The organism is Erwinia psidii, from assembly GCF_003846135.1.
GTDB lineage: Bacteria > Pseudomonadota > Gammaproteobacteria > Enterobacterales > Enterobacteriaceae > Erwinia > Erwinia psidii.
Window position 1 is genome coordinate 110,698 of sequence record NZ_RHHM01000004.1, and the last position, 26,206, is coordinate 136,903.

Here is a 26,206-nt window from a genome sequence, read left to right on the forward strand (position 1 = left end):
ATTGCCCACGGCAAAAATACTACGTCGGGTGGTGCTGACGGTGAGTTTACTGACGCTGGTCTGTTGCTCATCGGCGCCTGAGCCAGCCAAACCTGTGCAACTGCCTGAATCGGTACAGCCTGTCTCAACGCCACAACCCATGCGAGGAGTCTGGCTTGCTACGGTTGCCGGACTGGATTGGCCGCCGGCGGCGTCCCTGAACGCGGCAACGGATAATGCCAGGATCGCGATGCAGAAACAGGCGCTGACTGACGCACTGGATAAGATGGTTAAAACCGGTATTAACACCGTATTTTTCCAGGTGAAGCCGGATGGCACTGCACTCTGGCATTCCGCTATCCTGCCGTGGTCAGCCGTGCTAACCGGCGTTATTGGCAAAGACCCAGGCTATGATCCGCTGGCCCTGATGCTGAGCGAGGCCCACAAAAGAGGGATTAAAGTACACGCCTGGCTTAATCCCTACCGCGTGTCACTCAATAATCACCCGGAAAGCGCAGCCGCCCTGAAGAATACGTTGCATACTTCGCCGTCCAGTGTCTATGCGCTTCATCCTGAGTGGATACGTACCGCCAGCGAGCGCTTTGTACTTGATCCCGGCATCCCCGAAGTGCGTAACTGGATCACCAACGTGGTCACTGAGATTGTAAAAAATTACCCTGTTGACGGGATCCAGTTTGACGATTATTTCTACTACGAAACGCCACTGTCTCCTTTGCAGGATTGGTCCACCTGGCAGCAGTACGGCAAAGGTTTTCCCGATAAGGCTAGCTGGCGAAGGAACAATACTTTGCTGATGGTCAGGCAGGTTTCCGGGGCAGTCAGGGCACTGAAACCGCATGTCGAATTAGGTATCAGTCCGGCGGGCGTGTGGCGAAACAAGGTGGATGACCCGCTGGGGTCGGATACCCTGGGGGGGGGACCTGCTTATGATACCGCTTACGCTGATACCCGGCAGTGGGTGAAACTGGGCTTGCTGGACTATATCGCACCGCAGTTATACTGGCCGCTCGGACGTAAAATTGTCAGGTATGACATACTGGCAAAATGGTGGTCGGATGTGGTGAGAAATACGGATACCCGTTTATATATCGGCATCGCGTTATACAAAGTGGGTACGCCCTCAGACATAGAGCCAGACTGGAGTATTGCAGGAGGCGTTCCTGAACTGAAAAGGCAGTTGGATGTCAATGACAGCCTGCCGGATGTCTCTGGCGCGATACTGTTCCGGCAGGCTTACTTAAACCAACCGCAGACGGAACAGGCAGTAAAATATCTGCAGAGCCGCTGGCATATCCCACGGTAGCCTTGCCCCTTGCTTCCTGCAAAAAGGGGCCGGGTATCTGTGGCGGTGGCGTATGTACTGCTGCCAGAAGATGCCCCGCACACAGCATTCGCTGACAACGCGTCATTTCAGGCTTATTCTGCCTTTCTTTACAATTTTTGCGTTTCTTTCGGCCCTGAACGCTTTATCTTCTACAGCGGAATGTTCTGCCAATGTCGCCTCCGGTGTTTTGGTGAGCAAAAAAGTAAAAACTTAGCGTATTATTTTGTAGAATTCAGCGAATACGCCTTCGGGAAGGCACTGTGCAATTTGGAGAAACTATGAGCAAGTCGAAGTATGTTTTGATCACCGCCATGCTGATGGGCGCGGTACCACTTATCGCCAGTGCTGAAGGTGAGCAGGCTCAGCCCGTGGCCACATCTCCTGCGGCGGTGGCAGACGATCAGAGTGGCGGCAACCCGGAGGCAACCAATCCTGATACCCCTAAAGGCTCGTCAACAGGCGCGCAGGCACAGGCTATGCAGAATCCCGACAGCGACGCTCAGGAGCGCCCCGATCCGGCTAATCCTTACGAAATTAAATCTTTTTATGCTGACTTCCAGCATTTCACTATCGGCAGCGTGATACCCGATCGCTACCGTACTAAAAAGTATGAAATCGTTGACTGGAAAACCCGTAACCTGCCGAAACCTGACGAAGGCACCAGCTGGACCTATATGGGGGGCAACTATGTGTTGTTCAGTCAGGCCGATGGCAAAATCATCAGGGCTGAGTCCGGCGATATTTTTTACAAGCAATCCTGATAAACCCTGCGTTGGTGTATTGGGTTCGCTGTAAAACCCCGTCCTTCAGGGCGAGAAGGATGTCATTAGCGGACGTTTTTAACCGCCGCCTGCTGGAAACCCGGTTGTTACGCCGGGTTTTTGTGCGTGAGCGGCTTAGTCAGCCAGCGCATATCTTTGCTGCTGGCGCGTAAACCAGTCTGCGGAAATATGGTAAGGGGCTTGCGTTAGCTGAGTAATGCCCTTTTCGATAATGGTGGACGCCTGCTGCCACAGGCCGGCATCGCCATCGGTGAGCAGGGAAACCTGCACACGCTTTTCAACCAGATAAACGCGGGCAAATTCGGCATCAAACTGAATAATCGAGCGGGTGTTGTCGATAATATCCGCCAGTTTGATGGTCTGTGCTTCAGCAGAGGCCAGCGCGGTATGGCGAAAATGCTCAACCTTGCGCGCGGCGCGGTTTTTAATTTCTGGCAGATGATTATCCGTCAGCATTCCGACCAGATTTGCCACCTCATCGCCAAAGTGAGCACGGATATCACCGAGCGTGCCTGGCGTATCCTCCACCGTATCGTGCAGCCAGGCGGCGGCAAGCATCGCCTCACTGTGTGGCACGCTTCTGACCAGTTCAACCACGGCCTCCGGGTGCACAATATAGGGTTCGTCGGTGTACCTGCGACGCTGGCCTGCCTCAGCGTGCGCTTTAGTAGCATAGCGTCGGGCACGATCTTCCAGTGAATGCATCACCTTTCCCTCCAGAATAAATTTCTTGCTATTATATAGTGAGCTATTTATATTTTGACGCATGACTACAGATAAAGATGACAAAGAAGCACAAGATGCGCCACTGTTGCTCGATCAACAGTTTTGCTTTGCGCTTTATTCCGCCAATCTGGCGCTGCATAAACTCTACCGGCAGCTATTGAGCCAGTTGGACATTACCTACCCACAATACCTCGTGATGCTGGTGTTGTGGGAACGTGATGACGTTACGGTCTCGCAGATTGGCGATCGTCTTTTTCTGGATTCGGCCACGCTGACGCCGTTGCTGAAAAGGCTGGAGAGTGCGGGGTTACTTCACCGCCAGCGTTCCCGAAAAGATGAGCGGCAAGTCGTTTTGACCCTCACGGAGCAGGGCCAGCGGTTACGCAGTAAGGCCACGGGTATCCCGGAAGCGGTCACCTGTGCTGCCGCCAGCGATGTGGCGACGTTGCAATTGCTCAGGCAGCAGCTTGAAACGCTTCGCGACCATCTTAACGGCTAACCGACGGCAGATTGTTGAACAAAGTTCTATACTTAAACTGAGTTAATATAAATCGCACACGATTTAATCGCGTAAACCAAGTAAGACTGAAGGAGCCTTACCATGTCTTTAGAAAAAGTTGTTTATCAGGCAAAAGCAAAAGCGACCGGTGGTCGTGATGGTCGCGCCACCTCTTCTGACGGCGTGCTGGATGTAAAGCTGGGCGTGCCGAAAGAGATGGGGGGTGCGGGTGGTGATGTTACCAACCCGGAGCAGTTGTTCGCCGCCGGATATTCTGCCTGCTTCCTCGGTGCGATGAAGTTTGTGGCTAACCGCGACAAAATTACCATGCCAAAAGATGCCTATATTGAAGGTGAAGTGGGAATTGGTCCACTGCCAACCGGTTTTGGTATTGAAGCGAAGCTGAATATTCATCTGGAAGGAATGGATGCAGCGGAAGCGAAAAAACTGGTTGATGCAGCCCATATCGTTTGCCCTTACTCCAACGCTACCCGTAACAATATTGATGTGACGCTGAATATCATTAACTGACAGTAAGCCCTCACCAGGGCAGCGTTCGCTGCCCTGCGTATCTCACCCAATGACATCCTCAGCTGGCACTGATTACACGATTAAGCGGATTAATTTCCGTTAATATGGTTAACTATGTGGCCTGTTGAGAAAGGTTTTCTCCGGTTCTCGGCATCTTCCTGAATATTCACTCGCGGCTGAAAAAACGCCGTTGATTCGAACGCAGACTTAACAGGAGTGTCTGATAAACGCTCAGGTTTTTCTGGAAATCGTTTAAGTTACACCGGGAAAAGGTTGCATGAATTATATAAAGTCACTGAGCCAGCAGAAGCTGTCATTTCTGCTGGCATTTTATATCGGTATATTCCTCAATATCCCGGTGTTTTATCGTCGTTTTGACTCCCTTGTCACTCCTCCCAGCGCGTTAAAGTGGCTTTCTGCTCCGACAGAAGTGGTGGCGGTTGTACTGCTGACCTTCTTCCTGTTGCGCTTGCTGTCGCTGGGGGGGAAAATTTTCTGGCGCATTGCTGCGACAATCCTGCTACTGGTTTCCGTTGCTGCCAGCTATTACATGTGTTTTTTTAACGTGGTGATTGGCTACGGCATTATTGCTTCGGTGATGACCACGGATACCGATCTGTCGAAAGAAGTGGTTGGCACCCATTTTATGCTGTGGATGGTACTGGTTAGTCTGATGCCGCTCCTGTTGATCTGGCGTAATAATTTACGGCTGACGCTGATTGAACAGTTGAAAACGCCAGGGCAACGCCTGCGACCCCTGTCGTTTTTGCTGCTGGCCGTGGCGCTGGTCTGGTTGCCTGTTCGCTATTTTGACCAGCAGCAGAACATGGCAGAACGACAAACCAATATTGATTTACCCAGCTACGGGGGGGTGGTGGCGCATTCTTATCTGCCCTCTAACTGGCTCTCAGCGCTGGGGCTGTTTGCCTATACCAGCGTTAATGAACAGATAGGCAGAAAAGCGCTGTTTGACCCGGCGAAACATTTCACTTATCTCGCCCCGGCGGGCCTCAACGATACCTATGTGGTTTTTGTGATTGGCGAAACCACCCGCTGGGATCATATGGGTCTTCTGGGATACAGCCGCGACACCACGCCAAAGCTTGCAAAAGAGAAGAACCTGGTGGCCTTCCGTGGCGAATCCTGTGATACCGCCACCAAGCTCTCGCTGCGCTGCATGTTTGTGCGTAAAGGCGGTACCGATGAGGGGCCGGGAAGAACCTTAAAAGAGCAAAATGTTTTTGCGGTGCTGAAAGCGCTGGGCTTCAGTTCAGAGCTCTTTGCCATGCAGAGTGAAGTGTGGTTCTACAACAACACCAATACCGATAATTACGCCTTCCGTGAGCAAATTGGCTCAGAGCAGCAGAACCAGGGAAAATCGGTGGATGATATGCTGTTGATCCCGGAGTTAGAAAAGTCACTTGGTCGTCATCCACAGGGTAAGCACCTGGTGGTGCTGCATACCAAAGGTTCGCACTATCTTTATTCTCAGCGCTACCCGCGTGAATATGCCCGCTACCAGCCGGAATGCATGGGCGTTGATGAGACATGCAGTAAGGCGATGCTAATCAATGCCTTTGACAACTCGGTTTTATATACCGACACCGTGCTGGACAGCGTTTTTGATCGTTTACGTGATAAAAAAGCGATCGTTTTTTACGCGGCCGATCATGGTGAGTCCATTGATGAGAATATGCACTTACACGGCACGCCGCGTAATATGGCACCGCCGGAGCAGTTCAGGGTGCCACTTATCGTCTGGGCGTCAGATAAATACCTGGCCGATCCAGACAATCAGGCAGCTTTTGAGCGTCTGAAGGTGCAACAGCGCGAGGGTAAGGTCCATCGCCACGATGAACTGTTCGACAGCATTATGGGCTGTCTGGGCTTTACTTCTCCCAATGGGGGCATCAACGACGCCAATAACTGGTGTGCCGATCCTGCCAGGGCGTCACAGGCAGCGCCTGCTAAAGCCTGACGGGTTCCAGCCGGGCGCTGACCCCCGTTCTGTAGCAGGAACGGGGTTTTTTCTGTGAACCGGTCCTATCCGATGCTTTCCGTCAGCGTCATCACCTCAGAAATTGTAATCCACGGCGGCGAAATATCTCCGGCCGTCTTCGTTATAACTGTAATCATCGCGGTTCAGATCTTTATCCGTCAGGTTGAGTATACCGGCACGCAGTTTCACAGCTTTGCTGAGCTGATATGAACCGCCGGTGTTCCAGAGGGTATAGCCGCCGGGCGTCTCGTTACCGTCGGTGACGGTGCGGCTTTTGCCTTTATAGTTGGCGGAAAGATAAAAGCTCCAGTCCGTCAGTGGCTTCCAGTCGAGTGAGGCGTTGCTGGTATGGAATGGCAGTTCTGAAAGGGGTTTATTGCCACCGTTACTCAGATCGCGGGCATCATTATAGGTGTGGTTCAGCTTAAGTTTCAGGTTCCCGGAAAGCGGTAAGCCGATTTCCGTCTCCAGCCCACGGACCCGCGCTTTATTGACGTTGTAATAGCGGAATATCGGATTACCGCTGGCATCGAACCCGACAAAGTTCTGGTAGGTTGTTGCCAGCGCACGGTTAGTGGTACGGATCACGGTGATCATGTCGTCGATGTCGTTCTGGAAGACCGTCGAACTGGCGGTCACCTCTTTCAGCAGGCCTTCCTGCCCGGCGTAATACAGGCCAAATTCAACACTTTGACTGGTTTCCGCTTTCAGGTCTTTGCTACCGATAACAGAACAACTGCCCCGGCAGGATTTACTCTGCCAGTCCGGGCTGAGTTGTAACAGCGACGGTGCCTTAAAGGCTGATGCCCAGCCACCTTTCAGCGTCACACTGTCGGTGGCATTCCAGACCAGATAGGCCCGCGGACTCCAGTTAATACCGTAGTTTTCGTGATCGTCCATGCGTACACCGCCGGTCAGCGCAAGGCTCTCAATGATTCGCCACTCGTCCTCCAAAAACAGGGCGTACTGATTAGCCTGGGTGCTGCCGCTATTTTTCATGTTGACGCTGTCATCCAGTTTGTTGTTACGGTATTCACCACCGAACGTCAGCAACTGATTGTAATCGCCCAGCGGGATGACCACTTTGCCGTCGAGAGCGTTGTTTTTCGAGGTGATGGTGTCGCTGTTTTTGTTTTGGATATTTTCACCGTAAAAACGCAGGTCAGTATTCGCCAACCCCCAGCGGCCACTATGACCAAGTGAATAGCTTTCACGTTCAAGGCGGTTTTTATTCAGCGAGTCGGAATCGCGATCCTGACGGTCAAGGCCATAGCCAAAAGTGATGTCCTGATCCTCGTCCGGTGTCAGAGAGAATTCAACATTGGCATTGCGGGACGTGTAGCCTTCTATACGGGGGGTGCCGCTGCTGCCACTGGCTGAACTTGCCTGGTCCTTCTCGCGTTTGCCCAATGCTCCGTAGACTTTGACCGCCAGTAAATCATCCAGCAGCGGCCCGCTGGCGAAGAAATTACCGTTGCCACTGTCGCCCCGATCGCGGTGTTCCTGAATGGTGGTATCGGCACTCAGTGTGCCATGCCACGCGCTTCCCACCTTACGGGTAATAATATTGACCACCCCGCCAAGCGCATCGGAGCCATACAACGATGACATCGGCCCGCGTACCACTTCAATACGCTCGATAGATTCAGCCGGGATCCAGCTTAAATCGAAATCGTTATGCCGAAAGACGGCGTTGCGTGAACTGACGCGTTTACCATCGACCAGAATCAGCGTATAGCCGCTGCCCAGCCCACGGATACTGACGCCCTGACGGTTGTCACTTTCATTGGTGATCTGCACGCCCGGCACATCCTTCAGCACCGCTTTGAGGTTTTGTACCGGTTTCTTTTGCAGGTCTTCCCTGGTGATGACGCTGATACTGGCAGGGGCATCTTTAAGATTTTGTTCGACGGCAGACGCGGTGACCACCATCTGTTCTGTTTTTTCGTCGACGCTGCTGGCGGCTTCTTCCGCCATGACCGGGCAGGTGGCACAGATAAGCGGTGCGAGCAGCCCGGCTCTGACTGTTGGTGTGAATTTAACGCGAATCATGTCTTCTCTCCTTGAGATAAAACCCCGTCAGCACGGGGCGATGTCCTTTACTCTGTCCAGTAAGTGCCGCTCGGTTCGATGGCGAGAAACTGTTTATAGAGCTGTTGCTGCGTTTGCTGTGGATCGAGATCGGCAAACTGCTGTGGGTAGAACGACCGGGCAAAAACCTGTACGGCCAGCACGTTATACGGCGAATTGTAGAAGTTATGCCAGATGCCAACGGTGCGGCCATTTTTGATGGCATCAAGCGTCTTGATGCCTTTACGCGCCAGCAGGGGAGTGAGGCTGGCGCGTGCCTGTTCCGGCGTGGTCTGAGCGCCGAGCACCAGCCCGGACGGTGCCGGGTCGCCTGCTTTCGGCGGCTTGCTGCCGCCGCTGAGCAGATAGATATCGGGCTGCTCGGCAATGACTTTTTCAAGATTCACCAGCCCCAGCGGCCCCGGCAGCAGCGGCCTGGCGATATTGACGCCACCCGCCAGTTCGATAAAGTCACCCATGTTGCCGTTACCGGCCGAATGGCAGCACTCGACCGTGGTTGTGGCGCGTAATTCGATAAAGACTTTTAGCTTATCCTGTTCAGGAATGTTTTTGGTAACGTCGGTGACGCGTTTAATTTGCTCCTGCCAGAAGCGGATATAGTCCTGTGCCTGCTGCTCGCGGTTAAGGACTTTTCCCAGCAGTTCCATGCTTGGCAGGGTGTTTTTTAGTGGGGAAGTACGGAAATCAACAAATACTACCGGTACGCCCGCTTTCTGTAACTGATTGACCAGCTCACTGTTTTTGCCTGGACCGTGCCCTGATAAACCAAAAACAGCCAGCTGTGGATTCAGCGTCAGCACTTTTTCCGGGCTGATACTGTCGGCGCTGCCTTTACCAATCAGCGGGATATTATCGATTTGCGGAAATTTGGCCTGATAAATAGCGTAGGTTTGCGCATCGAACATGCGGAAATCCCCTTGCCAGCCGACAATCCGGTCCAGCGGTTTCTGACCTTCCAGCAGGGAAATGGCGTAGAACAATCGGCCTTCACCCAGCAGGATACGTTGAACATTATCCGGCACCGTCACGGTCCGACCGGCGACATCCGTCACGGTGACCGCCGGTGTCGCAAAACTTATCAGACCAAGCATCAATCCTGCTAATCCTCTGGCAATTCGTTTGCCAGACAGCGCACGTATCATCTTTTGCTGGTTGTTCATCTTCTTCCTATTCCTTTACGTTTCCATGAAGAGAAATTAATTGTAAATGAATGATAATCATTATCAATTGAATTTACATAAATCGTCAGGAAATCTAAAGAAATGTGGGCAATGTTACCTTATGAGTACAGCGTTTATATGGGCCGGTGCGCTGACGTACAGACCGCTGTCAGCGGTCGATGACCCACTGAGCATCAGGGAGTTCAGACCGGGTGATGATGGCAACTGGTGTAATATTATCCTTAATAAATAAGCGGTTGATGAAATTTTTTGCTTTCGCTCATCGTTGTTCATGATGCATTACTATTATTGTTCAGAAGGTCACTTTCCTGATGGCGGTCAGCACTTGCTTCGGTTGACTGTGCGGAAAGAGATTTAATTCATGCGCGTGATCAATAAATTTAATTTAGTTACAGGGATGATCTGCCTGCTTCATGCTGAGGCGACAGGCCGTCAGTTTTATCCCCCAGGTTATGCCCGATACGTTTTCACCGATTGGTTGTTGGTGACAGGCCATCCTGAGGATTTCGCCAACCCAATCAATAGCCAGCCTGAGCAGGCGGTTAATGACAGGAGAATGAACATTATGCCAGGCATCTATTTTCCGCTTTTTATCGCCATCGTGGCAGAAGTGATTGGTACCACACTGCTGAAATCAGCGGAAAGCTTTACCCGATTCTGGCCCAGTGTCGGCACGATACTTTGTTATATGGTGGCATTTTACTGCCTTTCGCTTACGCTACAGCAGATACCTACTGGCCTTGCCTATGCTATTTGGTCTGGCGTCGGGGTTGTGCTGATATCGCTTGTTGCCTGGTTATGGCATGGGCAGCGGCTGGATTTACCCGCGATAATCGGGCTGGTGTTTATCATTGCCGGGGTGGTGATCATTAATACGCTTTCCCGGGCCGTCTCACATTAATGTGAATGCTTTCTGATACACCCCGGATGCTCGCAGACTTGTCCACCTGAGTTAACCTGCAACAGAGGTAGTATAACGGTGTGTGCCTTCGCCTGACGCATTCGTACCCTGCCGCTGCTGTATCGCTATCAGCAAACACTGGCCTCTACGGGGGACAACCTGACGAGAAGACCTTCTCATGACTCTCGAAGAGAAAGCAGAGGCGGGTGCCATGAGATATGTACAGGGCAAAGGGACGTCAGCCAACGTATCCAGGCCAGCATCAACGTGCCGGGCTATCGGCGACTCAGGGTGAACATCTGATTACCATGCGTGAGGAGGAGTTAGCTTCGCTGCTGCGCGAGTTACGTAAGATTGGTTACCACGAAGGTGTTATCGCCGCGGATTTTTCCACGCGCAACACACCCGGCGTTGAATCCACTGCCTCGAACTTTAGCTACCACCTGGCCGAAATGTGGCGACATTTCACCTCAAATATCTGTCGGGCAACCTCACGGGCTGGCAATGATGTACTGCCGGATGTTGACCGTGCGCTTTCATCGCTTGCTCGTGCCGCTGCCGATAATCCGAAAACATTAAGCGGGCGTGAAGCCGAACTGCTGACCCAGTTGTGTGAAGTCAGCAAAAGCTGAAGGCATCCGGGGTGCAGTTACCCGCAGATGATGCGCAAGGCAAACTCTCCTCGTGCCCGAACGGGCCTGCCTGCTTAACGGTCTTGCCGAATATGACACCCTGCTGCGGACTGACAGCGTTGCTGAGCTGGAGCAGGCGGAAAGCAGGCAGAAGCAATCAGGATTACGTGGGCTGTCCCGGTTGGGGCTGTCGTCGTGGAGTCAGTCTGAAGCCTTCGACGACGTGGTCGCCACCTTTCGTCAGCAGGTCACCACACCGGGTAACTGACGTCGCGTACAACTGCTTAAAAGTCTGAATTTGCCCAATAATGCGGCGCCGGATGGAATGGCGTCGCGTATGACCGATCTGCTACAGGATCTGTTTAACCGCAGTACTTTTTTCTCCACGCAGCCGCGTTCGGCAGAATTGCGCGGTTCGTTGGGCGGCGCGCTGTGGAAACAAATCAACCGCGCTCCGCGCGGGCATCGGGGTTTCACTTCGGGTGTCATGAGAAGGTCATTCGGCGATTAGCGGGGAAAATATCGGCTAAACAGAAAGGCGTATGTCGCTGTGGTGACCTGCGCCTGTCATATGATAAGAAAGCGCAGTAAACAAGGGCGAGGGAAGAGAGCAGTAGCTAAGTGATGGTCTCAGGTCGCATTCATTTTCTCTGACTTTTTTCATGCACCTGATATCTGAAAGCAGAACGACCGATTGAAACGGCCGCCGTTAATGGCTCAAGCAGAGCTGATAAATAAACAATGCCAGTCTTAATAGCATATTATGCTGTTTGTTATATTTATTGTTTTTTTATTTTTTTTGCTATTATCATCTGGCTGACAGGGGGTGGGAAAAGAATTTTTTACCGCAATACTATAATTATAGTAGATTTAGTTTCGTGGCAGGGTAGAGTTATTCTTTAAATAAGAATGTCGTCTTAATTTTTACCGTTTAGTCGCCTGTCGGAATGGAAAAATTCGTAAAATGCTGATGACCGTGTTTGCCGGTCAGCAACGGCGCTTGCATTAATCTAAAAATTAAATTACGTTTCTGATTTTATGATTAATCTTATATCAGTTTAATAAGAAACAGGTGAAAGTATTTTTTCTTATTTTATCAATACAACAGGTAAGATGGTTATTTATGCTTATGTCGAAAAATAATTTCAGACCAAAGTGTCTTTATCTCCTTGTTTCTCTTTCGTTACTCAGTTCGTGTGCAAAGTATGCACCAGCTGGCACCTGTAAAGATACCGATGCCCTGCTGAAATCTCATAATATTACCGGGACAGTTGCACAACCACTGAGTCCTGCTGAAAGCTTTGATCAGTGGCAGAATAATTTCCGCCAATATGCGCTTTCCAAAGGTATTACGGAAAAGACGCTGAATCAGGCATTTGAGGGAGTGACACCAGATGATACGGTGATCGCTGCCACGCAGAAGCAACCTGAGAAAATAACCCCGATATGGGAATATATCGAGAAAAGAACCACCGCAGAAAATATCACCAATGGCAAAGCGTTAATGACGCAATATGCCGAGGCATCAAATAATATTGCCCGGCGTTACCAGGTGGAGCCGTCATTACTCTTTGCATTCTTGTCTGTCGAAAGTGCTTATGGGCGTCAGGCTGGCGATAAACAGGTGATTCGGTCGCTGGTTACCCTGGATTATTATAATTACCGCCGTGACTTTTACCGACAGAACTTAATCGCGGCTTTGCAGATGCTTCAGCAGGGCGATGCCACCAGGCAACAAATGTTGGGGTCCTGGGCTGGCGCAATGGGCATGCCGCAGTTTATGCCGGACTCTTACCTGCATTACGCGGCGGATTATGATGGCGATCATCATGCAAATATATGGACCTCCTATCCCGATACACTGGCATCGGTGGCGAATTATATGCATGAAGCCGGATGGAAAAAAGGCATTCCCTGGGGCGTTGAAGTTAATCTGCCTGACGGTTTTGACTATTCACTAACGGGGCTGGATACTAAAAAAACAATCGAAAATTGGCGCGCGCTTGGCGTCAACAGCGCCACACAGGCCGATCTGGCAGCATTATCTTCTGAAAATGCCTCCGTTTTGCTGCCTGCGGGTAAAGACGGTCCGGCATTCCTTGTGACGCAAAACTTCCGGGCGATTATGCGTTATAACAGCGATGTTTCTTATGCGATGACGGTGGGCATCCTGTCAGACAGCTATCAGCACAGTGTCACCCTGCATAAATCATGGCCACTTCAGCAACAGCCTCTGACCATGAATGAGCGTAAGGCGCTGCAAGTGCTTTTGCAGGAAAAGCATCTTTATCAGGGAGATATTGATGGCAATATAGGAAGTGGCTCGGTTCGTGCCATTCGCGCCTATCAGAAACAGCAAAAGCTGCCAGAGGATGGCTACCCGGGGCGCGCACTGTTTGAAAAACTACGGTGCTCCTGACGTCTGATAGCACCACCTGTGGTGGCAGGCGCTGAGTTTACGGCGCTATCATCCTGAAATGACAGCCCTTCGCCAGACCGAGAGGGGGGATGGCTGTTCTGTCTGCATGGCTGCCGCTATGGTTTTTTTTCCGCATAAACAGGTCTTTTGTTCGCTGGGAGACCTGTATGCAACATTTGGTTCAATTTCCTTCGCAGCCAACCACTTGTTTCGCGCCGCGTTTGGTTTCTGTTATTTCTGACATGTTGCCTGATTTTTATGCTGTTGTTGCAGAATATTTGTCTGAATACCCAACCATAAGCAAAGCGTATCTCTTAGAAATACGCGGGCTGGTGGTTTTTTTTTAATAATTTTTTTTCAGCTAAAATAGCTGAGTAAATAAAAATTACCCTGCAATGATTCTGGTAATGTGGAATATTTCGACCTTTTCACACTACAAAGAAGTGGATTTTGTTTTTGTTATGTTTGCCTGCAGTTCCTCACATACTGTGTAAATAGCACAGCGCTGTATTGACCTTCTATGCAACTGTTGACAAATTGATGCCTCAGTGAGGAAGGATGCGGAGTTGTCTGATGGTATTCATCTTCAGCACTTACCCACCTCAACCCCCTCCAGCAGCCGTAAGGCAAGACGTCAGGACTGCATTAAAAAAACAATGTCCGACGCAAATGCACACAACATCACATCATAATTGGAGCAGAAGCATGCGTATTTCCCTGACTAAAACAGGAATGCTGAAGGTCGGACTGAGCCTGATCGCGTTGACCGTTGCCGCTGGCGTGCAGGCTAAAACCCTGGTCTATTGTTCAGAAGGTTCCCCGGAGGGTTTTAACCCGCAGCTGTTTACCTCCGGTACTACCTATGACGCCAGTTCTGTACCGATCTACAACCGTCTGGTTGAATTTAAAACCGGCACCACCGAGATCCAGTCCGGTCTGGCGGAAAAGTGGGATATCAGCGCCGATGGCAAGATCTACACTTTTCACCTGCGTAAAGGCGTGAAGTGGCAAACCTCCAAAGATTTCAAACCTACCCGTGATTTCAACGCAGATGACGTGGTTTTTTCCTTTGAACGTCAGCTGGATAAAAACAACAAGTATCATAGTGTGTCTGGCGGCAGCTATGAATACTTTGAAGGCATGGACATGCCAAAGCTGATCGAAAAAGTTGAGAAAGTGGACGAAAACACCGTACGCTTTGTGCTGACCCGTTCGGAAGCGCCATTCCTCGCCGATCTGGGCATGGACTTTGCCTCCATATTGTCTGCGGAATACGCTGACAACATGTTGAAGGCAGGCACGCCTGAAAAGCTTGATCTGAACCCGATCGGCACCGGCCCGTTCCAGCTGCTGCAGTACCAGAAAGACTCCCGTATCCTTTACAAGGCATTCGACCACTATTGGGGCAGCAAGCCAAAAATTGATCGTCTGGTGTTCTCCATCACGCCGGATGCGTCGGTGCGCTACGCCAAGTTGCAGAAAGGGGAGTGTCAGGTGATGCCATTCCCGAATCCGGCTGATATTGCCCGCATGAAGGAAGATAAAAATATCAACCTGATGCAGATGCCAGGTCTGAACGTGGGCTATCTGGCGTTTAATACCCAGAAAAAACCGCTGGATAACGTGAAAGTGCGCCAGGCGTTGATCATGGCGGTAAATAAGAAAGCCATCATCGAGGCGGTCTACCAGGGCGCAGGCCAGCCTGCTAAAAACCTGATCCCGCCAACCATGTGGAGCTACAACGACGCGGTACAGGACTACCCATACGACACTGAGAAGGCGAAAGCGCTGTTGAAAGACGCAGGCATGGCTGACGGTTTCACTATCGATCTGTGGGCAATGCCGGTACAGCGTCCTTATAACCCAAATGCCCGTCGTATGGCGGAGATGGTGCAAAGTGACTGGGCGAAAATTGGGGTGAAAGCCAAAATCGTCACCTACGAGTGGGGCGAGTATCTCAAGCGGGCGAAAGCGGGCGAGCACCAGACCGTTATGATGGGCTGGACCGGGGACAATGGCGACCCGGACAACTTCTTCGCCACGCTATTCAGCTGTGCTGCTGCGGGAGATGGCTCCAACTATTCCCGCTGGTGCTACAAGCCGTTTGAAGATCTGATCCAGCCCGCTCGTGCTGAAGCCGATCACAACAAGCGTATTGAATACTACAAGCAGGCTCAGGTGATGATGCACGATCAGGCTCCTGCGTTGATCATCGCACATTCTACGGTGTATGAGCCGGTCAGTAAGAAAGTGTCCGGTTATGTTGTGGACCCATTAGGCAAACATCACTTTGATAACGTTGATATCAAGGAATAGCGTACCGGTCCTTTGATTCTCCCCTGGGCCGGTTCCCCGGCCTATTTCTGGCAGCGCCGCACGGAAGTCAAACCGCCCGAATACAAAAATGGTAAAGACGCCTGAAAAGGCGTCGCGATCGGGAACAGCCGATCGCAGATGTGAGCAATAATAAGCCCGCAGATTACGGTTTGCGGGACATTACAGAGAATACGGATTATGTTGCAGTTCATACTCCGACGTCTGGGACTTGTCATCCCGACGTTTATTGGCATCACCTTACTTACTTTCGCGTTTGTCCATATGATCCCCGGAGACCCGGTATTGATTATGGCGGGCGAACGTGGAATGTCACCTGAGCGCCACGCGCAGCTTCTCACCCAGATGGGACTGGATAAGCCGCTGTGGCAACAATATGTTTCCTACGTCTATGGCGTGCTCCATGGCGACCTGGGCATTTCCCTTAAAAGCCGTATTCCGGTCTGGCAGGAATTCGTTCCGCGCTTTAAAGCGACGCTGGAGCTGGGTCTCTGCGCGATGATCTTTGCCGTGGCGGTTGGCATCCCGGTGGGTGTGCTGGCGGCGGTCAAACGCGGTTCTGTCTTCGATCACACCGCCGTGGGCATTTCGCTGACCGGCTATTCCATGCCGATTTTCTGGTGGGGGATGATGCTGATCATGCTGGTGTCGGTACAGCTCAATCTGACGCCGGTGGCAGGGCGCATCGGTGACACGGTATTCCTTGATGACAGCAAACCGCTAACCGGCTTTATGCTGATTGATACCCTCCTGTGGGGCGAGCCTGGCGACTTTAAAGACGCGGTGATGCATATGATCCTGCCCGCCATTGTGCTGGGCACCATTCCGCTGGCGGTGATTGTGCGTATGACCCGCTCTGCCATGCTGGAAGTGCTGGGTGAGGATTATATCCGCACAGCCCGTGCCAAAGGTCTGACCCCCATGCGGGTGATCGTGGTCCATGCGCTGCGCAACGCCATGCTGCCCGTAGTAACAGTTATTGGTTTGCAGGTGGGTACGCTGTTGGCGGGAGCCATTCTTACCGAGACGATTTTTTCCTGGCCCGGACTGGGGCGCTGGTTGATCGATGCGCTACAGCGTCGTGACTATCCGGTAGTGCAGGGCGGCGTGCTGATGGTTGCCACGCTGATTATTCTGGTCAATCTGCTGGTTGATCTCCTTTACGGTGTGGTTAACCCCCGCATCCGTCACAAAAAATAGGGGGCTATATGTCTTCAGTCGATGCTGGCAGCGTGACTGCCGCACCCAAGCCGATGACCCCTTTGCAGGAATTCTGGCACTATTTTAAACGTAACAAAGGCGCGGTGATCGGCCTGGTGTACGTAGTTCTGATGTTCTTAATCGCTGTGTTTGCCAACGTTATTGCGCCTCATGCTCCTGCTGAGCAGTTCCGCGATGCGCTGTTACATCCACCGGCCTGGCAAGACGGTGGTAGCTGGCGGTTTATTCTGGGTACCGATGATGTCGGGCGTGATGTGCTGTCACGGCTGATGTACGGTGCAAGATTGTCACTGCTGGTCGGGTGTCTGGTGGTGGTGCTGTCACTGATCCTTGGAGTGGTTCTGGGTCTGATCGCCGGCTACGTCGGCGGGGCCACGGATGCTACTGTTATGCGGCTGGTGGATATCATGCTGGCGCTGCCAAGCCTGCTACTGGCGCTGGTGCTGGTGGCCATCTTCGGCCCGTCGATCGTTAACGCTTCCATCGCGCTGACTTTCGTTGCCCTGCCACATTATATCCGTCTGACCCGCGCGGCGGTGCTGGTGGAGGTAAACCGCGACTATGTTACCGCCTCTGGCGTGGCCGGCGCGGGGGCGATGCGTCAGATGTTTGTCAATATTTTGCCTAACTGCCTGGCTCCCCTGATCGTGCAGGCGTCGCTGGGCTTCTCCAACGCCATCCTTGATATGGCGGCGCTGGGCTTTTTGGGTATGGGGGCGCAACCGCCCACGCCGGAGTGGGGCACTATGCTCTCCGACGTGTTGCAGTATGCGCAAAGTGCGTGGTGGGTGGTCACCTTTCCTGGGGTGGCAATCCTGCTGACGGTACTGGCATTTAACCTGATGGGTGATGGTTTACGTGATGCCCTTGACCCGAAACTCAAGCAGTAAGAGGCGCAGATGGCTTTATTAAATGTAGACAAACTGTCGGTGCATTTCGGTGACGAAAAAGCGCCGTTTCGGGCGGTTGACCGCATCAGTTATCAGGTGGAACAGGGCCAGGTTGTGGGGATTGTCGGCGAATCCGGCTCAGGTAAATCAGTCAGTTCGCTGGCGATTATGGGGCTGATCGATTATCCCGGCAAGGTGATGGCCGACAGGATGGAGTTCAACCAGCGTGACCTGAAACGTATTTCTGAAAAAGAGCGCCGTCAGCTGGTTGGTTCTGAAGTGGCGATGATTTTTCAGGACCCGATGACCAGCCTTAACCCGTGTTATACGGTCGGTTTTCAGATTATGGAAGCGATCAAAGTGCATCAGGGCGGTAACAAAAAGACCCGCCGCCAGCGTGCCATCGATCTGTTGACGCAGGTTGGCATCCCCGATCCGGCGTCCCGTCTGGAGGTGTATCCGCACCAGCTTTCCGGCGGGATGAGTCAGCGCGTGATGATTGCGATGGCGATTGCCTGTCGGCCCAAACTGCTGATTGCCGATGAGCCGACCACGGCGCTTGATGTCACTATCCAGGCCCAGATTATTGAGCTGCTGCTGGACCTGCAGCGCCAGGAAAATATGGCGCTAATCCTGATCACCCACGATCTGGCGCTGGTGGCGGAAGCCGCTCAGCACATTATCGTAATGTACGCCGGACAGGTGGTGGAAACCGGCAGGGCGGCAGATTTGTTTAACGCGCCCCGGCATCCGTATACTCAGGCACTGTTGCGTGCGCTGCCGGAGTTTGCCGCCGACAAAGCGCGTCTGGCCTCGCTGCCTGGCGTGGTACCGGGCAAGTATGATCGTCCGAATGGCTGTCTGCTCAATCCACGCTGCCCCTATGCTGACGATCTCTGCCGCACGCTAGAGCCTGAATTACGTGATATTCCGGGACGTCAGTCCAAATGTCATTACCCGCTGGACGATGCCGGGAGACCGACCTGTGAAGCCTGAACATGTTAATACCGCGCTGCTGATGCAGGCGATCGATCTGAAAAAACACTATCCGGTGAAAAAAGGACTGTTTGGCCAGGAGCGCCTGGTGAAGGCGCTGGACGGCGTTTCCTTTAACCTGGAGCGTGGCAAAACGCTGGCGGTGGTGGGTGAATCGGGTTGCGGTAAATCCACCCTGGGCCGCTTACTGACGATGATCGAAACCCCGACAGAAGGACAGCTGTTTTATCAGGGACAGGATCTGTTAAAGCACGATCCTGCCGCGCAAAAGCTGCGTCGTCAGAAGATCCAGATTGTCTTCCAGAATCCTTACGGATCGCTGAACCCGCGTAAGAAAATCAGCCAGATCCTCGAAGAGCCGCTGCTGATCAACACTACGCTGAGTAAAGCGGAACGTCGGGAGAAAACGCTGGAGATGATGGCGAAGGTCGGCCTGAAAACCGAACATTACGATCGCTATCCGCATATGTTTTCAGGTGGTCAGCGCCAGCGTATTGCCATTGCCCGCGGTCTGATGCTGGACCCGGACGTACTGATTGCCGATGAGCCCGTTTCGGCGCTGGACGTGTCGGTGCGGGCACAGGTGCTGAACCTGATGATGGATTTGCAACAGGAGCTGGGGCTGTCATATGTCTTCATCTCCCATGATTTGTCGGTGGTGGAACACATTGCGGATGAAGTGATGGTGATGTACCTGGGGCGTTGCGTGGAGCGGGGCAGCAAAGAGGCTATTTTCAACAACCCCTGCCATCCCTATACCCAGGCGTTGCTTTCTGCCACTCCGCGTCTGCACCCGTCTGCCCGTCGCGAGCGGATCAAACTGACCGGTGAGCTGCCAAGTCCGCTGAACCCGCCGCCGGGCTGTGCATTCAATGCACGTTGCCGCCGTCGCTTCGCTCCCTGTACTCAGCTACAACCGCAACTGAAGTTGCATGGTGAACAGCAAATTGCCTGCTTTGCGGTCGGGCAGGATGAAGACCAAACCATTCTGCCGTAAATTTCCCCCGGTAACGGTCAAACAAGCCGTCACCGGGCGTTTTATTGATGCCGGAAAGGCTTTTCAGTCTGAAAAAACGTTTTTTGAAATATTAAGACCGCTATGGTGAATAGAATGGAATAGATTGTATTAATAATTCAGGACGAGATAATGTTGGGTAAAACAATAAAAAACGGTTATTTTGATGTAATACATCGCAATTTGTATAGCATTGAAAATTTATCATCTAAGACTTGTGAAAATAATAAGGTAAAAAAATCTCATTTATTAAAATGTCTGAAAGATATTCGTCCCTCTCCGAGTAGATTAGATCATGTAAGTCAGGCAGAAGTTAAAGATAAGTTAACATATATTTGTGGAAAACTTAAAAGACAGGATAGTCGGATTTTGGAAAAAAAACTGAAAATCCTCGATAAAATTATCACGGCTGCCTTTCCTGATATAAATAAAGAAGAATTGTTTTCAGTTTTTACAAAAGAATCATCAATCAAATATGCTGGTAGCAACAATAGTGCATCTGATTGCCATAGTACTTATTCGGAAGTCAGCTATATTTCTATAACAGAAAATAATGATCCACCAATAACTGATGAGAAGTCATTGCAGAAGGAATTCTTATCGGAGTTGAATGTTGCAGTCAGAAACAGAGCATCAGAAATAAATGCTGATACAGATAGGTTAATCAAAGACAGCAGCGAAGAGAAAAGCATAGAAGATAATGACGAAGTTGAATATGCTACGGTAAATACAAATGGTATGAAATATGAAAATTTTCATAGCACAGATGAAATGATTTCAAACATTGACAATATAATGTCATGGCTTAATGCAATCAATCAGCCGGGTTGTGAAGAAGATAAACGGGTAATTATCAATCTACTTAGTGAAGATATAATTGATATTAAGAGTTCATTAAAAGAAATTGATGAAAATCTTCGTAATATCCCTCAGGATTCTATTTATGAGATAAAGAGTGAATTACTTGAAATTCTTGAGGATAATACAGAGCAATTTATGAGAAAATATGAATCTTCACTGGGAACGTATCCTGATATTAAGGTGGCGTATGAAAATATTGGACAAATTTTATTATCTGCTGAGGATGTTTTAATTGGCTCAAATAAAGCTGGCAATTCAAGAAAAATTATTAATGATAGATCTTATTCTTTTGCGAGATACAAAACTGAAAAGCGCGAATCAGAAAAATTGAACAATTAATTTAACGTTTTTTATATGAAATTCATTAATCTCTGCGGCGATATAATGGTATTTATTAAGTTTCGATACTGGCATTAAAATTGTGTAATTGCCTGTTTTTGATATGTTCACTCCAACAACGGAGACAGGCAAATTACAGATGAAAAGAAACTCAAAGCCATTGCGACTGAACTGGCGAAAGGCCTTAAAACCGAAGCCGATCTTAACGCGTTTTCTCGTATTCTCATCAGACTTACCGTCGAAACAGCGCTCAATGCAGAGCTGACTGACCCTTCCGAACACGAGAAAAACGCCCCGAAACGGGGTTCTACACCGGACCTGCCGAAATTTCCGACCCGCTGTTTTTAGCGATCTTTCGGAACCTCAAGGACACCATCAACTATCCTCTGAGCCAGCCTTTCCATCCACTTTGCAAAGCGGAAATATCCAGGGTGTTGCAGGCAGAAGCAATCCATCTGGACTTTTGAAGCGCTGTCCATCACCCGTTTAAAGGCCTCCATATAGTCATAACAGCCCTGCAGTAACTGGGCATCATCATTTTCTGTCAGAGGAAAACGACAGGCATAATCATGAACTATCTTCGCCAGCTGTTGCTGCTCCGCAGTTAAGTCGACCATTTTCTCTCCTCGTTAGTATCAGAGGAGGTATTTGCCTTCTCTGATCCCCTTAGTGGTCAGGCACAACAGCGATCGTTCCATGAATCACGATAAACAGTATTTCCTTTCGTATACCGCCAGGTGATCGCCTCGTAACGTAATTCGAGCGTTTCAAGGTGAGTGCTACTTATACCGTCAGGAGCCAACGATGCAGCAACGGTTGTGAACGTAACGTTTTCCAGAATGATATTAAATTACTCGGTCTCGATGCCTGATCGCAGAATACGGTACATCCTGATTGTCGCCTTCTTCATTGTTTGGCCTTCGCAGACAGCGCGGTACAAAAGTGGTGTTGTCTGATCAAATTCTTTCACTATCGTTATCGGGTTATGAACGCGCGTTCCGGTGCAGGTTTCACCGCTGGCAGGTGGCATCTTCATCAGCATAATATTCATTGCCCGGACCACACGTTGTGGTTAAGTCAATAATAATCATTAGCTTACGATGATTTTCATCGTACTATGCCTGTTGTTCCACCGATCAACAGTATACCGACGAATTGTTCAGCCACTGAATTCAGGAAGTTACCGGCCCGGTACAAGAATCACTGGCGATGGAAGTGTGATCTACTGCAAATTTTTGTGCTGAGTAGCCGATCCATTTATAACGATGATTAACCTGTTGCTAAGCTGAATAATGTGGTTAATCCGTTAACCTGTTTATTACGCAGACAGTAATAATGTTTTTTAATTTACTCTGGTTATTATTCAGGGCGTGAGAATTAACTGGATGATATAAGTGCTTTTTTTGTGTGGTTAAGAATAATCAGGTCCAGCCAAAATTTGTATGTTATATTGCCGCAAAACGCCCTATTCTTCGCGATCATTCCAATGAAAAGTTATGATGACCTTCAGCGTTTTAAAGAAAAAACGCAAACAAACCATATCGAATTCAGGGACATGTCCGATCAGACAAGGAGTTCAGACAGTGCTAACTGGCCCATTATCCGACAGTTAATGGATGATAGCCCGGAATCGACATTCGGGCAGGCACAGAGCTTGCATATTGCACCGCCGCAGCCCGTTGCAGATGATGCCTTTTGCCAGCAGGTTGCTTCGCGCATCGTGCCGGAAAAACAGCCCCGGACAGGTCCCGCGCTGCCACAAAACGTGACGGCTTCTGTCACCGAGAGACCCGTCGGCCAGGGGGATGAGTCGCTTTTGCACAGTATCTCTGCCCAGCTTAATCCGGCAAATCATCCTTTATCGTCTGCAGACACGCCGGAAACGGTGGGCGACTGTGCACCAGCCAAACCGCAGTCTGTTGAGATCGTTGAAGCTCCCGTCACTACCGCGTCCGGTGGCCTGCCGCGTTTTAAGCAGCTATTTCATTCTGTGCCGGAACCGCATGACTCGCCACTGCCTAAAGATACCCAGCTGCATGATCTGCTGGAGAGAATCGCCTCATGCCGTTAGTTTGTGTTTGTTCTCCTAAGGGAGGGGTGGGTAAAACCACACTGGCCGCCAATCTGGCGTGGTCGCTGGCCCGTGGCGGCAGTAAAGTTCTCGCGATTGACTTTGACGTACAGAACGCACTGCGTTTGCATTTTGGCGTCCCCATTGCCGATGCGCGTGGTTTTGTCGCCAAATCCGCCGTCTCGCCCGACTGGAGCCAGTCTATCCTCACCACTGGCGGTAATATTTTTGTGATGCCTTATGGTGAGGTTTCAGAAGAACAACGTGTTGAATTTGAAGAAAACCTTGCCAAGGACCCTAACTTTCTTGCCAGGGGACTGCATACCGTTCTCAACTACCCAGGCCTGGTGATTGTCGCTGATTTCCCGCCTGGCCCGGGACCGGCCCTCAAAGCGATGGCGGCGCTGGCCGATTTACATCTGGTGGTGATGCTGGCAGATACCGCTTCACTGTCGCTGCTGCCCAAAATTGAAAACGACAGGATGACCGGTGGCCCGCTAAACCACCGCAGCGGCAGCTATTACGTGCTGAACCAGAGCGACAGCCGGCGCAATATCAGCCGTGATGTGACCGCCTTTATGCAACAGCAGCTGGGAGACAGGTTGTTGGGGGTGGTCAACCGCGATGAGAGCGTGGTGGAAGCCAATGCCTCACAGCAATCTGTCGTTGATTTCAACCCGGTATCTGCGGCGGCATTTGATATCGAGCTGGTTGGCAAACGTCTTGCCGCACTGCTCAATATCAAAGTGGGCGATGGCGAGATGCATGGGCCACTGGGATCGCGCTAACTGACGGCAGAGCCGTGTGCACCGGATGCCTGAAACCCCGGCCTGTGCCTGCGCGCCGGTCATAAAATATTGCGTTTTTCAGGATGACCTATGAATAAAGTCCTCTACTACCTGCTTCTGCTGGCGTCATTGCCGTTTGCCGCAGTGATTGTTATCACCCCGATGGACAGCCAGAAACAATATATGTTCGGTCTGGTTGCCATCGCCATTGTGTTTATTCTGGGATTAGCGAAAAGCCATAAAATTTCAATGGTGATGGTGTTCCTCTCCGCGTTAATGTCAACGCGCTACATCTGGTGGCGAGCGACACAGACGCTGTACTTTAATTCTGAAATCGAAGCGATGATGGGGATCGGCTTATTTATTGCTGAACTTTATGTGTGGGTGATTTTACTACTGGGCTATTTGCAAACGTCATGGCCGCTGAAGCGCACCATTGAGCCGATGCCGGATGACCCCAGCTTATGGCCGACGGTCGATATCTACGTACCCAGCTACAATGAAAGCCTCGATGTTGTGCGGGATACCGTGCTGGCAGCCCAGTGTATTGACTATCCGCGCGATAAACTGAAAATTTACCTGCTGGACGACGGTAAACGGAACGAATTTGCCGTCTTTGCGGCTGACGTTGGTGTTGGCTATATCACCCGTGATGATAACCGCCACGCCAAAGCGGGTAATCTCAACCATGCGATGCGCATCACCAAAGGTGAACTGATTACCGTTTTTGACTGTGACCATGTGGCGACCCGCGCTTTCCTGCAAGCCACCGTGGCACCCTTTTTGAAAGATCCCAAACTGGCGTTGTTGCAGACACCTCACTACTTCTATTCACCCGATCCTTTTGAACGTAACCTGAAAGCCGCGCGCCAGATCCCGAATGAAGGGGCGTTGTTTTACGGCCCGGTACAACAGGGAAACGATAACTGGAACGCCACGTTCTTCTGTGGTTCCTGTGCGGTCATTCGCCGCAGTGCGCTGGAAGAGATTGGCGGTTTCGCCACCGAAACCGTCACCGAAGATGCCCACACCGCGCTGAAAATGCAGCGCCGCGGCTGGAAATCCGCCTTCCTTGCGCTGCCGCTGGCTGCCGGTCTGGCCACCGAGCGTCTTGGGCTGCACGTTATCCAGCGTACCCGCTGGGCACGCGGCATGACGCAGATTTTCCGCGTTGATAATCCGTTGCTTGGCCGTGGTCTGAAATGGCAGCAGCGGCTGTGCTACCTTAACGCCATGCTGCACTTTCAGTTTGGGCTGCCGCGGGTTATCTTCCTGACGGCGCCGCTGGCTTATCTGTTGTTTAATCTAAATATTATTCACTCCTCCGCCAGCCTGATCTTCGCCTATGTCCTACCTCATCTGGTGATATCGCTGTACGTCAACTCGCGTATGAACGGCAGGTTCCGTGCCACTTTCTGGGGAGAAATCTACGAGACGGTAATGGCTTTTCATCTGGTGATCCCCACGCTGTTAACCATGATTTCGCCCAAACACGGTAAGTTTAACGTTACTGATAAGGGTGGCCTGCTGGACAGTGGCTTCTTTGATTTCAACATTGTCCGACCGCATGTTATTTGTGCCCTGTTGTTACTGATTGGCGTGGTAAGCGGCATTATCAGGGCGGTGGCGTACGATTATTTTGGCGTCGATCCCTGGGTTATCGCACTGAATGTGGGTTGGGCATTGTTCAGCCTGATCATTCTGATGGCGGCGATTGCCGTGGCGCGTGAGACGAAACAAACGCGGAAAACCATTCGTGTTCAGGCCAATATCCCGGTGGTATTGCACTACGCCAGCGGGATTTCATCGCTTACTGACACGGTAAATCTGTCAATGGGCGGGGTACAGGTAGCGGCACCGGACAGCCGTCATGAAACCGATGTGATCGAAGCCATCGACCTCAGGCTGCACTCCGGGGCAATCTCAATCCCGGTCAGCATTATCGCTGCTGAAGATAGGCTTATCCGTTTGAAGTTTGACGAAATTCCCCTGTCGCGCCGCCGTGAGCTGGTGAGAGTGGTATTGTCCCGTGCTGATGCGTGGATCAAACCGCCAGGCCCTAAAGACCGGCCGGTTCGCTCACTGTTGACCATTATCCGCACCGTATTTGAACTGTTCTGGCTCTCCTGGAAAGATGGCCGTCACCGCCAGACCGCCAGGTCTGATGAGGATGGCATGGCATGAAGGAACTGATTTTTAGCTTCTGTTTCAGCATGCTGGTATGTTGCGGCGTTGCACTGGCCGACGCCGGTAACGTGACTCAGGACAGCAGCGCATTATCGCTGCTGCCACCACCGGATTATGTGGGGCGCACGGCTGCCGGGAACACGGCGGCAACGTCGCAGGGTACGCCCTTGCGGCGTGAAGGGGTGGTTGGCGCATCATCAGCTTCTGCCAGCGATAATGCCGCGGCAGACGCTGACGCCAGCCACAATATTGGTTTCCCTGGAAATATGCCGCCGTTACCTGCCCCAGCAGGACAGACAAACACGGCCGCGTCGGACAGCGGGCAGGCCAGCGCCGCCCCGGCGGGCAACACCAGCACGGCCGCGTCGGACAGCGGACAGGCCAGCGCCGCCCCGGCGGGCAACACCAGCACGGCCGCG

General features: G+C 51.4%; 23 protein-coding genes and 2 pseudogenes. 20 read left to right on the plus strand and 5 right to left on the minus strand.

Annotated elements, in window-relative coordinates; genetic code table 11:
- Position 1 precedes the first annotated feature (1 nt).
- The gene (locus tag EB241_RS06640; RefSeq protein ID WP_407644258.1) at positions 2–1,303 is read left to right on the plus strand and encodes a glycoside hydrolase family 10 protein; all 1,302 of its coding nucleotides are present in this window, start codon (positions 2–4) and stop codon (positions 1,301–1,303) included.
- A gap of 299 nt (positions 1,304–1,602) precedes the next feature.
- Complete coding sequence (locus EB241_RS06645) at positions 1,603–2,085, plus strand: RcnB family protein (RefSeq protein WP_124232422.1); 483 nt, start codon at positions 1,603–1,605, stop codon at positions 2,083–2,085.
- Positions 2,086–2,220: 135 nt separating this feature from the next.
- On the opposite strand, the gene EB241_RS06650 is transcribed toward EB241_RS06645, so the two are convergent.
- A complete protein-coding gene (locus tag EB241_RS06650) occupies positions 2,221–2,811 on the minus strand; it encodes an HD domain-containing protein (RefSeq protein WP_124232570.1) in 591 nt (196 codons plus the stop codon).
- A gap of 61 nt (positions 2,812–2,872) precedes the next feature.
- Between EB241_RS06650 and EB241_RS06655 the strand changes: the two genes are divergently transcribed.
- From EB241_RS06655 to eptB, 3 genes are all read left to right on the plus strand, one after another.
- Entirely contained in the window at positions 2,873–3,331 is a 459-nt protein-coding gene (locus EB241_RS06655) for a MarR family winged helix-turn-helix transcriptional regulator (protein ID WP_124232423.1), read from the plus strand.
- A gap of 102 nt (positions 3,332–3,433) precedes the next feature.
- Positions 3,434–3,862 carry an organic hydroperoxide resistance protein gene (locus EB241_RS06660; RefSeq protein WP_124232424.1) on the plus strand — a complete coding sequence of 143 codons (429 nt, stop codon included), beginning with the start codon at positions 3,434–3,436 and terminating at the stop codon, positions 3,860–3,862.
- A gap of 277 nt (positions 3,863–4,139) precedes the next feature.
- Positions 4,140–5,840 carry a kdo(2)-lipid A phosphoethanolamine 7''-transferase gene (eptB, locus tag EB241_RS06665; protein ID WP_124232425.1) on the plus strand — a complete coding sequence of 567 codons (1,701 nt, stop codon included), beginning with the start codon at positions 4,140–4,142 and terminating at the stop codon, positions 5,838–5,840.
- Positions 5,841–5,936: 96 nt separating this feature from the next.
- Here eptB and cirA read toward each other — a convergent pair whose 3' ends face one another.
- Both cirA and EB241_RS06675 read right to left on the minus strand, forming a co-directional pair.
- Complete coding sequence (gene cirA / locus EB241_RS06670) at positions 5,937–7,913, minus strand: catecholate siderophore receptor CirA (protein ID WP_124232426.1); 1,977 nt, start codon at positions 7,911–7,913, stop codon at positions 5,937–5,939.
- A 47-nt stretch (positions 7,914–7,960) separates the two neighbouring features.
- The gene (locus tag EB241_RS06675) at positions 7,961–9,112 is read right to left on the minus strand and encodes an ABC transporter substrate-binding protein (protein WP_124232427.1); all 1,152 of its coding nucleotides are present in this window, start codon (positions 9,110–9,112) and stop codon (positions 7,961–7,963) included.
- A gap of 586 nt (positions 9,113–9,698) precedes the next feature.
- On the opposite strand from EB241_RS06675, the gene EB241_RS06680 reads away from it, so the two are divergent.
- The 12 genes and pseudogenes from EB241_RS06680 to EB241_RS06735 all read left to right on the plus strand — a co-directional run.
- Complete coding sequence (locus tag EB241_RS06680; protein WP_148089640.1) at positions 9,699–10,034, plus strand: SMR family transporter; 336 nt, start codon at positions 9,699–9,701, stop codon at positions 10,032–10,034.
- 218 nt (positions 10,035–10,252) lie between these two features.
- The gene (locus EB241_RS06685; RefSeq protein WP_124232428.1) at positions 10,253–10,666 is read left to right on the plus strand and encodes a hypothetical protein; all 414 of its coding nucleotides are present in this window, start codon (positions 10,253–10,255) and stop codon (positions 10,664–10,666) included.
- A 52-nt stretch (positions 10,667–10,718) separates the two neighbouring features.
- Positions 10,719–10,934, plus strand: a complete 216-nt coding sequence (locus tag EB241_RS06690; RefSeq protein ID WP_124232429.1) for a hypothetical protein — start codon at positions 10,719–10,721, stop codon at positions 10,932–10,934.
- A 69-nt stretch (positions 10,935–11,003) separates the two neighbouring features.
- The gene (locus EB241_RS06695; RefSeq protein WP_233592549.1) at positions 11,004–11,177 is read left to right on the plus strand and encodes a hypothetical protein; all 174 of its coding nucleotides are present in this window, start codon (positions 11,004–11,006) and stop codon (positions 11,175–11,177) included.
- Positions 11,178–11,795: 618 nt separating this feature from the next.
- Positions 11,796–13,085 (plus strand): lytic murein transglycosylase, encoded by a 1,290-nt coding sequence (locus EB241_RS06700; RefSeq protein ID WP_233592550.1) that lies wholly within the window; start codon positions 11,796–11,798, stop codon positions 13,083–13,085.
- 705 nt (positions 13,086–13,790) lie between these two features.
- Positions 13,791–15,401, plus strand: coding sequence for a dipeptide ABC transporter periplasmic-binding protein DppA (gene dppA, locus EB241_RS06705; protein WP_124232432.1), 1,611 nt, complete (start codon positions 13,791–13,793; stop codon positions 15,399–15,401).
- 198 nt (positions 15,402–15,599) lie between these two features.
- Complete coding sequence (dppB, locus tag EB241_RS06710) at positions 15,600–16,619, plus strand: dipeptide ABC transporter permease DppB (RefSeq protein WP_124232433.1); 1,020 nt, start codon at positions 15,600–15,602, stop codon at positions 16,617–16,619.
- 8 nt (positions 16,620–16,627) lie between these two features.
- On the plus strand, positions 16,628–17,530 hold the full coding sequence (gene dppC, locus EB241_RS06715; protein ID WP_124232434.1) for a dipeptide ABC transporter permease DppC: 903 nt from the start codon (positions 16,628–16,630) through the stop codon (positions 17,528–17,530).
- A gap of 9 nt (positions 17,531–17,539) precedes the next feature.
- Entirely contained in the window at positions 17,540–18,526 is a 987-nt protein-coding gene (gene dppD / locus EB241_RS06720; protein ID WP_124232435.1) for a dipeptide ABC transporter ATP-binding protein, read from the plus strand.
- Entirely contained in the window at positions 18,498–19,523 is a 1,026-nt protein-coding gene (gene dppF / locus EB241_RS06725; protein WP_148089638.1) for a dipeptide ABC transporter ATP-binding subunit DppF, read from the plus strand. Before dppD ends, dppF begins: the two co-directional genes overlap by 29 nt.
- Positions 19,524–19,673: 150 nt before the next feature.
- Positions 19,674–20,741, plus strand: a complete 1,068-nt coding sequence (locus EB241_RS06730; RefSeq protein WP_124232437.1) for a hypothetical protein — start codon at positions 19,674–19,676, stop codon at positions 20,739–20,741.
- 132 nt (positions 20,742–20,873) lie between these two features.
- A pseudogene (locus EB241_RS06735) lies at positions 20,874–21,050 on the plus strand (IS256 family transposase); the annotation flags it as partial.
- 35 nt (positions 21,051–21,085) lie between these two features.
- Here the strand turns inward: EB241_RS06735 and EB241_RS06740 are convergent.
- Both EB241_RS06740 and EB241_RS06745 read right to left on the minus strand, forming a co-directional pair.
- Positions 21,086–21,358 carry an arylsulfatase regulator gene (locus EB241_RS06740; RefSeq protein ID WP_124232438.1) on the minus strand — a complete coding sequence of 91 codons (273 nt, stop codon included), beginning with the start codon at positions 21,356–21,358 and terminating at the stop codon, positions 21,086–21,088.
- Between the two features lie 56 nt (positions 21,359–21,414).
- A pseudogene (locus EB241_RS06745) lies at positions 21,415–21,765 on the minus strand (Hcp family type VI secretion system effector); the annotation flags it as partial.
- 462 nt (positions 21,766–22,227) lie between these two features.
- On the opposite strand from EB241_RS06745, the gene bcsO reads away from it, so the two are divergent.
- From bcsO to bcsA, 3 genes are all read left to right on the plus strand, one after another.
- The gene (gene bcsO, locus EB241_RS06750; RefSeq protein ID WP_124232439.1) at positions 22,228–22,812 is read left to right on the plus strand and encodes a cellulose biosynthesis protein BcsO; all 585 of its coding nucleotides are present in this window, start codon (positions 22,228–22,230) and stop codon (positions 22,810–22,812) included.
- Complete coding sequence (gene bcsQ, locus EB241_RS06755; protein ID WP_124232440.1) at positions 22,803–23,600, plus strand: cellulose biosynthesis protein BcsQ; 798 nt, start codon at positions 22,803–22,805, stop codon at positions 23,598–23,600. Before bcsO ends, bcsQ begins: the two co-directional genes overlap by 10 nt.
- Positions 23,601–23,690: 90 nt before the next feature.
- Positions 23,691–25,784: a UDP-forming cellulose synthase catalytic subunit gene (gene bcsA / locus EB241_RS06760; RefSeq protein WP_124232441.1), complete on the plus strand. Its 2,094-nt coding sequence runs from the start codon at positions 23,691–23,693 to the stop codon at positions 25,782–25,784.
- Positions 25,785–26,206 lie beyond the last annotated feature (422 nt).

Coding starts and splice junctions, on each gene's coding strand:
- EB241_RS06730 (WP_124232437.1), top strand. CDS start 19,674: ATGTTGGGTAAAACAATAAAAAACGGTTATTTTGATGTAATACATCGC.
- bcsO (WP_124232439.1), top strand. CDS start 22,228: ATGAAAAGTTATGATGACCTTCAGCGTTTTAAAGAAAAAACGCAAACA.
- dppF (WP_148089638.1), top strand. CDS start 18,498: ATGCCGGGAGACCGACCTGTGAAGCCTGAACATGTTAATACCGCGCTG.
- EB241_RS06700 (WP_233592550.1), top strand. CDS start 11,796: ATGTCGAAAAATAATTTCAGACCAAAGTGTCTTTATCTCCTTGTTTCT.
- EB241_RS06655 (WP_124232423.1), top strand. CDS start 2,873: ATGACTACAGATAAAGATGACAAAGAAGCACAAGATGCGCCACTGTTG.
- EB241_RS06695 (WP_233592549.1), top strand. CDS start 11,004: ATGACCGATCTGCTACAGGATCTGTTTAACCGCAGTACTTTTTTCTCC.
- EB241_RS06645 (WP_124232422.1), top strand. CDS start 1,603: ATGAGCAAGTCGAAGTATGTTTTGATCACCGCCATGCTGATGGGCGCG.
- dppD (WP_124232435.1), top strand. CDS start 17,540: ATGGCTTTATTAAATGTAGACAAACTGTCGGTGCATTTCGGTGACGAA.
- EB241_RS06660 (WP_124232424.1), top strand. CDS start 3,434: ATGTCTTTAGAAAAAGTTGTTTATCAGGCAAAAGCAAAAGCGACCGGT.
- EB241_RS06740 (WP_124232438.1), bottom strand. CDS start 21,358: ATGGTCGACTTAACTGCGGAGCAGCAACAGCTGGCGAAGATAGTTCAT.
- dppB (WP_124232433.1), top strand. CDS start 15,600: ATGTTGCAGTTCATACTCCGACGTCTGGGACTTGTCATCCCGACGTTT.
- EB241_RS06685 (WP_124232428.1), top strand. CDS start 10,253: ATGTACAGGGCAAAGGGACGTCAGCCAACGTATCCAGGCCAGCATCAA.
- dppC (WP_124232434.1), top strand. CDS start 16,628: ATGTCTTCAGTCGATGCTGGCAGCGTGACTGCCGCACCCAAGCCGATG.
- dppA (WP_124232432.1), top strand. CDS start 13,791: ATGCGTATTTCCCTGACTAAAACAGGAATGCTGAAGGTCGGACTGAGC.
- EB241_RS06650 (WP_124232570.1), bottom strand. CDS start 2,811: ATGCATTCACTGGAAGATCGTGCCCGACGCTATGCTACTAAAGCGCAC.
- cirA (WP_124232426.1), bottom strand. CDS start 7,913: ATGATTCGCGTTAAATTCACACCAACAGTCAGAGCCGGGCTGCTCGCA.
- eptB (WP_124232425.1), top strand. CDS start 4,140: ATGAATTATATAAAGTCACTGAGCCAGCAGAAGCTGTCATTTCTGCTG.
- bcsA (WP_124232441.1), top strand. CDS start 23,691: ATGAATAAAGTCCTCTACTACCTGCTTCTGCTGGCGTCATTGCCGTTT.
- EB241_RS06680 (WP_148089640.1), top strand. CDS start 9,699: ATGCCAGGCATCTATTTTCCGCTTTTTATCGCCATCGTGGCAGAAGTG.
- EB241_RS06675 (WP_124232427.1), bottom strand. CDS start 9,112: ATGAACAACCAGCAAAAGATGATACGTGCGCTGTCTGGCAAACGAATT.
- bcsQ (WP_124232440.1), top strand. CDS start 22,803: ATGCCGTTAGTTTGTGTTTGTTCTCCTAAGGGAGGGGTGGGTAAAACC.